The 6,134-nt window shown below is 38.8% G+C and carries 3 protein-coding genes and 2 pseudogenes; all 5 read left to right on the top strand.

Annotated elements, in window-relative coordinates:
* Positions 1-220: 220 nt before the first annotated feature.
* Positions 221-2,611 carry a DMSO/selenate family reductase complex A subunit gene (locus tag BHE89_RS07890; protein ID WP_069369122.1) on the top strand — a complete coding sequence of 797 codons (2,391 nt, stop codon included), beginning with the start codon at positions 221-223 and terminating at the stop codon, positions 2,609-2,611.
* Positions 2,608-3,237, top strand: a complete 630-nt coding sequence (locus BHE89_RS07885) for a DMSO/selenate family reductase complex B subunit (protein WP_069369123.1) — start codon at positions 2,608-2,610, stop codon at positions 3,235-3,237. The genes BHE89_RS07890 and BHE89_RS07885 overlap by 4 nt, the downstream gene beginning before the upstream one ends.
* Complete coding sequence (locus BHE89_RS07880; protein WP_069369124.1) at positions 3,234-4,106, top strand: dimethyl sulfoxide reductase anchor subunit family protein; 873 nt, start codon at positions 3,234-3,236, stop codon at positions 4,104-4,106. The genes BHE89_RS07885 and BHE89_RS07880 overlap by 4 nt, the downstream gene beginning before the upstream one ends.
* Positions 4,107-4,120: 14 nt before the next feature.
* Positions 4,121-5,008 (top strand): annotated as a pseudogene (locus BHE89_RS07875) (4Fe-4S binding protein).
* 131 nt (positions 5,009-5,139) lie between these two features.
* Positions 5,140-6,134 (top strand): annotated as a pseudogene (locus BHE89_RS07870) (NAD(P)H-quinone oxidoreductase); the annotation flags it as partial.

The following is a 6,134-nucleotide window of genomic DNA, read 5'->3' as shown; positions in this document are numbered from 1 at the left end:
TAACAAAAAATTAGGTAAAGTTAACTAGGTGTATTTTTGATGCAACTTAATGCTACCTTGAATTAGCTTTTCCTTATAAAAAATGGGATATCAGCAAAGAAGTGCGAAATATTGAAACATTCTATTACCTCTTTAGTGGTATTGATATACATCAATGAGGGTTTACCACTATATCCTATCATTTTCACTGATAACGTTGTTATGTGAGAATGATAAGCTAATGAAAAAAATAGAAAAAATTGATAAAAATAGAGGGAAGATGTCACTAAGTCGTCGCCACTTTGTTCAAACGAGTGCGGCATTAATTACGGTGCCATTTTTCGCACGAAATGCACAAGCTAATGTAGATGAAAGTTTACCCGTTGCAAAAATGAACGGGAATCCCGCCACTGTTGTAGCAACATGCAGTACTTTTGACTGCGGTGGAAAGTGTGATATACGAGCCCATATAAAAGAGGGCATTGTCACTCGGATCACAACAAGACCTGATAATGAATTAGATGAATCGATGCCTATCATGAGAGCGTGCGTGAGAGGCAGAGGGTATCGTAAATTTTCTTATCATGCAGACAGGCTAAAATATCCGATGAAACGCGTGGGTAAGCGCGGTGAGGGTAAATTTGAACGTATTTCATGGGATGAAGCCACAACACTCATCGCTGAAAATATTACGCGTTTAACTGAAAAGTATGGCGCAGCAAGCCGTTTTTTAACGGTTAATACCGCTGTAACGGGGGGGATCTTCTCTGGTGATACCATGATGAAGAAACTCTTCAATTTAACTGGTGGATACTTACCTTATTATCATTCTGTTAGTTTAGGGAATACGGTCAAAGTGACCCCTTATACTTACGGTATATCTAAAACAGGCAGTTCACTCGATACACTTGAAGATACACCACTCGTGATTTTATGGGGTCATAACCCCAATGAAACTATTTTTGGTCATACAAACCATTATTTTCAGAAAATGAAAAATAAGGGCACCAAATTTATTGTGGTTGATCCTCGTTATTCAGATACAGCTCAGTCTCTTGCTGATCAATGGATCCCTCTTTTACCCACAACAGATAATGCCTTAATGGATGCAATGATGTATGTCATTGTCACCGAAAACCTTCATGACAAACCTTTTATTGACAAATATGTCATTGGTTTTGATGAAGAGCATATGCCTGAAGGCGTTCCTGCTAATGAATCCTTGGTTGCTTATTTAACAGGCCAAAAAGACGGAATAGAAAAAACACCTGAATGGGCAGAAAATATCACTCGAGTACCTGCAAATACTATTCGCCAGCTCGCACGCGAATATGCCATGACAAAACCCGCGGCGCTAATTCAAGGCTGGGGACCTCAGCGCCATATTTGTGGTGAACGTAGCGCTCGAGGTTCAACATTATTAGCTGCGATCACCGGGAATGTGGGGAAAAAAGGGGCATGGGCAGCGGGTTACGGTGGTATTGGTAATCGTCAATCTATCCGCGGTCCGAATATTGGTAAGAACCCAATTAAAGCTCAAATTTCTATTATGAACTGGATGCAAGCGGTTGATGATGCAAGTAAAATACGTGTTGAAGATGGCCTTTTAGGTGTTGATAAACTCGATACCAATATCAAAATGATATTTTCTTTAGCTGGTAATTATTTAGTTAACCAAAACCCAGATGTAAATGCAGCTGCTAAATTATTAGCTGATGATTCAAAAGTTGAATTTATTGTTGCTAGTGATTTATATCTTTCTCCATCGGCAAAATATGCGGATCTTGTTTTACCAGAAACAAGTTTTCTAGAGCGTTGGAACATTGGTAATACATGGGGAACGGGTAACTATTTCCTTCTGTCTGAAAAAGTGATTGAACCTGCTTTTGAGCGTCGTTCTGATTATGAATGGATAACAGACGTAGCAGAAAAAATGGGGGTAAAAGAGGCGTTTACTGAAGGTCGAAGTGAAAAAGAGTGGATAGCTCATCTTGTTGATACCAATAAAGAGCGTTTCCAAGATAGACCTGACTTTCCTAATTTTGAAGAGCTGCTAAAAACACGTCGTTACCTTTTCAAAGATGAACCGTTCGTTGCCTTTGAAAAAAATATCAATGACTTTGCGAATAATCCATTCCCAACGCCATCAGGAAAAATTGAGATTTTTTCTAAGCGACTTTATGACATGAACGATCCCGATATTCCTGCTTTATCTCATTATGTTCCGGCGATTGAAGGTCCTGAAGATAAGTTAACAGCAACGTATCCATTGCAAATGTTAACTTGGAAAGGGAAAAACCGCGCAAACTCAACGCAATATGCCAATCCTTGGTTACAAGAAGTGCAACGTCAAGAAGTATGGATAAACCCAATTGATGCTGAAAATAGAGGTATCAAAAATGGTGATATGGTGCGTGTCTATAACGACAGAGGGATCACCCAAATCCCTGCATTAGTGACACAACGTATTATTCCTGGTGTGGTTGGATTGCAAGCTGGCGCATGGTGGACGCCTGATGAAAATGGCGTTGATCATGGCGGATGCCCTAATGTTTTAACATCAACACGAATGACACCATTAGCACATGGTAACTCGCATTTAACCGTCTTAGTTGAGGTAACCAAAGCATGAGCGACTTTAAAGAATATGCACCAGTGAGTGATGAACAGCTCGGTTTCTTTATTGATTCCTCTCGTTGCTCTGGTTGTAAAGCTTGCCAAGTGGCATGTAAAGATAAAAATAATTTAGAAGTAGGGCGTCGTTTTCGGCGTATTTATGAAGTAAAAGGTGGGGGATTTGCGCCAACAGGACAAGGTGGTTTGGTTAATAATGTGTTTGCTTATACATTAACGATTTCTTGTAATCACTGTACTGATCCTGTTTGTGTGAAAAACTGCCCAACTACCGCAATGCATAAGCGTGAAGGTGATGGCATTGTTCGTGTTGATACCTCTAAATGCGTAGGTTGTGGGTATTGTGCTTGGTCATGCCCTTACGGTGCACCACAAATGAATGAAGAAACTGGACAGATGTCAAAATGCGATTTTTGTATCGATTTATTAGCTGAAGGCAAAAATCCAATTTGCGTTGATACCTGTCCGCTAAATGCGATTAAGTTTGGCAAAATTAAAGATCTAAGGGCGAAATACGGGCACTTAAGTCAAGTTCAAGGATTACCCGATTTTACACTGACCAATCCGAATTTAGTTATCAAACCTCATACTGGGGCGACGAAAAAGGGAGGAGTTCAAGCATGAGTGAATGGCCATTAGTTACCTTTACTTTATTCGTCCAAGGTTCTGTGGGTGTGACTATTTTCACCGCACTTTATTTTTGCTGGCTAGAAAAAGAAATTGGGAATCAACGAGCAACCGTTGCTATGCGTCCTGTGTTATTAACAGGTGCTATTTTGGGGTGCTTAGGATTATTAGCTTCAACCTTACATATGGGATATCCATGGAATGCTTTTCATGCATTACGCCATATCTCTTCATCATGGCTCAGTCGTGAAATCATATTTGCTGCTGTTTATCTTGGTGCGTTATGCCTTTATACCTTAGTTATTTTGATAAAAGGGCATATGAATAAAACCATACTGGCAATTATTGGTTTACTTGGCATTATCGATATATTCTGTATGGCGTCACTGTATTACAACACCTCGATGCTGACATGGATGCACGCAAATACCTATTTTATGTTTATAGGTGCATTATTTGCAGTTGGCGCCGTTGTAGCGCTATCAATAACGGCATATCGTGTTAAAGCATTTGTGAATGATGAATTAGCAAAAAGGATTGTAATAAGTGCATTAGCGGTTGTTTTCCTTGCTGTAACATTACGTATGGCTGTACAACCATATTATTTAGAATGGTTGTCAGCAGTCATTTCAACAAATGATGCAATAACGTTCCCCCATACGCCTATCATTGCGTATAATGAGACATTCGGATTAAGAATATCCGCATGGCTTATGTCAGTTCTTGGTATTTTAATGATGGGATACAGCGTATGGAAATATCGCAACGCTGTATTTACTTCAGGATTGCGTATGGTATTAGCAAGTAGCGCAATAATACTGATTGCAGAGATTCTTAATCGTTTTGCATTCTTTATTGTCAAGTAGTGGAGTAGTGATGTATGAGGCGTTTTATTAAGGTGGAACTTCCTCCTGAACCAATTATTAATGATAAATGTGTTAGAAAACGCCTCAAACAAAGCCTATGTGATAGTTGCTCCAAAGTTTGCCCTGTGGGCGCTATCACTTTTGCTCATTTAGATGTAAAAATAGACAATGAACGCTGCTTTCAATGTGGTAATTGTCTATTTACCTGCCCCGTTGATGCAATAGAAAATATTTCTCCTCACGAAAGAACACACCAAGATAATTACCTTGTTGTTAATCATGATGAACCATTAGCAAGTATAGAAGAATTATTAGTATGGCACCGCCAATATCAAATTAGAGGAATGAAGATAGCACAGCCTTTTGTGGATAAATGGCTTACTGTTTTAGCAAACTTAAACCTTCGATTAAAAACATTGCAAGAACCTATTTGGCAATTAATTATCACAGAGCCTACGGATATTGATAGTGGGCGTCGCTTTATGCTTTTTCGTCAAAAACTGGATGAAAAACCACTCAAAAAAAATCAAGTAAGAACAGGATTAAATGCAAGAAAACAACTTTATCCTGAAGATAGTTGGTTCCAAATTCAATTAGATAAAGAGAGTTGTATTCTTTGTTCTGCCTGCGCCAATGTGTGTGATGAAGCTGCGATTGAACTTAAAAAATAATATATTTACGCTTGATGAAAAAACGTTGTACGGGCTGTATGAGTTGTGAAGTTGTTTGTTTTCCTAAATCTATTCATGTTAATGAACGTGTCGCTAAAAATAAACGAACCAATACACTATCATTATTATGATGCCCACTGTGAAAAATGTCGTTTAGCTTTCTTATCGTGGACTCCAGAAGCAAAATTGTGCCCAATTTGCATACAACATCAGAAACAAGGTTGGTTATAATTTCTCTCAAATACACTTAAGTTATTTATTGCCTTAATAAGCCAATATCCTTATTGAAATACGAAATAATATGCTGATTTTGCTTATTTATCATTAAATTCCGAGAGTAACCAAATAAAAGGGAACATATGATGAAAACAACGAATTTACCTGAGAATATGTTAGAAGTTGCCATTACAGGGCCAGGCGGTATAGATAAATTACAACCTCAACTATCTCCGATACCTTCCGTTCCTCCTCATTATCTTTTGATCAAAGTTGCAGCTTCTGGTGTTAATCGCCCCGATATATTTCAACGCCAAGGTAGTTATCCGCCACCCGCAGATGCTTCACCTATCCCTGGGCTTGAAGTCGCTGGAGAGATCGTCGTATTAGGTGAAGGCTGCACTAAATGGCAGCTAGGAGATAGAGTCTGTGCTTTAGTTGCTGGTGGTGGTTACGCTCAATATTGTATTGCGCATGAAGACATCGCATTACCGTCAATGGATTTAACGGACATTGAAGCGGCGGCATTGCCTGAGAATTTCTTTACTGTCTGGGCTAATTTATTCCAGTTAGGAAAACTAAAACAAGGCGAATCTGTTCTTATTCATGGCGGAACATCGGGAATTGGATCTACTGCCATAATGCTTGCTCACTCAATAGGTGCAACTGTTTATACAACGGTTGGCTCTGAAGAAAAAGCGGCTGTAGCACGTGATCTTGGCGCCGATTATGTCATCAATTACAAACAAGCCGATTTTGCTAAAGAAATTCCTGCTTTAACTAAAGAAAAAGGCATTGATGTTATTCTTGATATTATTGGTGGGGATTATGTAGAAAAAAATTATCAAGTTGCTAGCAAGTTTGGGCGCGTTATACAAGTCGGTATGATGAAAGGAATGCCGAAAAATTTAAATATGATGCCAATGATGATTAAACGTTTAATTCATACTGGTTCAACGATGCGATCTCGTTCAATAGAAGAAAAGGCACAAATAGCGCAAGAACTAAAACAGCAAGTATGGCCATTGATTGCTAAAGGAAAAATCAAACCAATCATTAATGCTATTTTTTCATTAGAAGAAGTGGGTAAGGCTCACCAGTTAATGGAGTCTGGTGAATTTAATTGGTAAAGTGATACTTG

Origin of the sequence: Shigella sp. FC1967 (assembly GCF_001743005.1) — a bacterium.
Taxonomy (GTDB): Bacteria; Pseudomonadota; Gammaproteobacteria; order Enterobacterales; family Enterobacteriaceae; genus Proteus.
The sequence above is the reverse complement of the archived record's forward strand: the minus strand, read 5'-3'. Positions and strand labels throughout refer to the sequence as shown.

Coding starts and splice junctions, on each gene's coding strand:
- BHE89_RS07890 (WP_069369122.1), top strand. CDS start 221: ATGAAAAAAATAGAAAAAATTGATAAAAATAGAGGGAAGATGTCACTA.
- BHE89_RS07880 (WP_069369124.1), top strand. CDS start 3,234: ATGAGTGAATGGCCATTAGTTACCTTTACTTTATTCGTCCAAGGTTCT.
- BHE89_RS07885 (WP_069369123.1), top strand. CDS start 2,608: ATGAGCGACTTTAAAGAATATGCACCAGTGAGTGATGAACAGCTCGGT.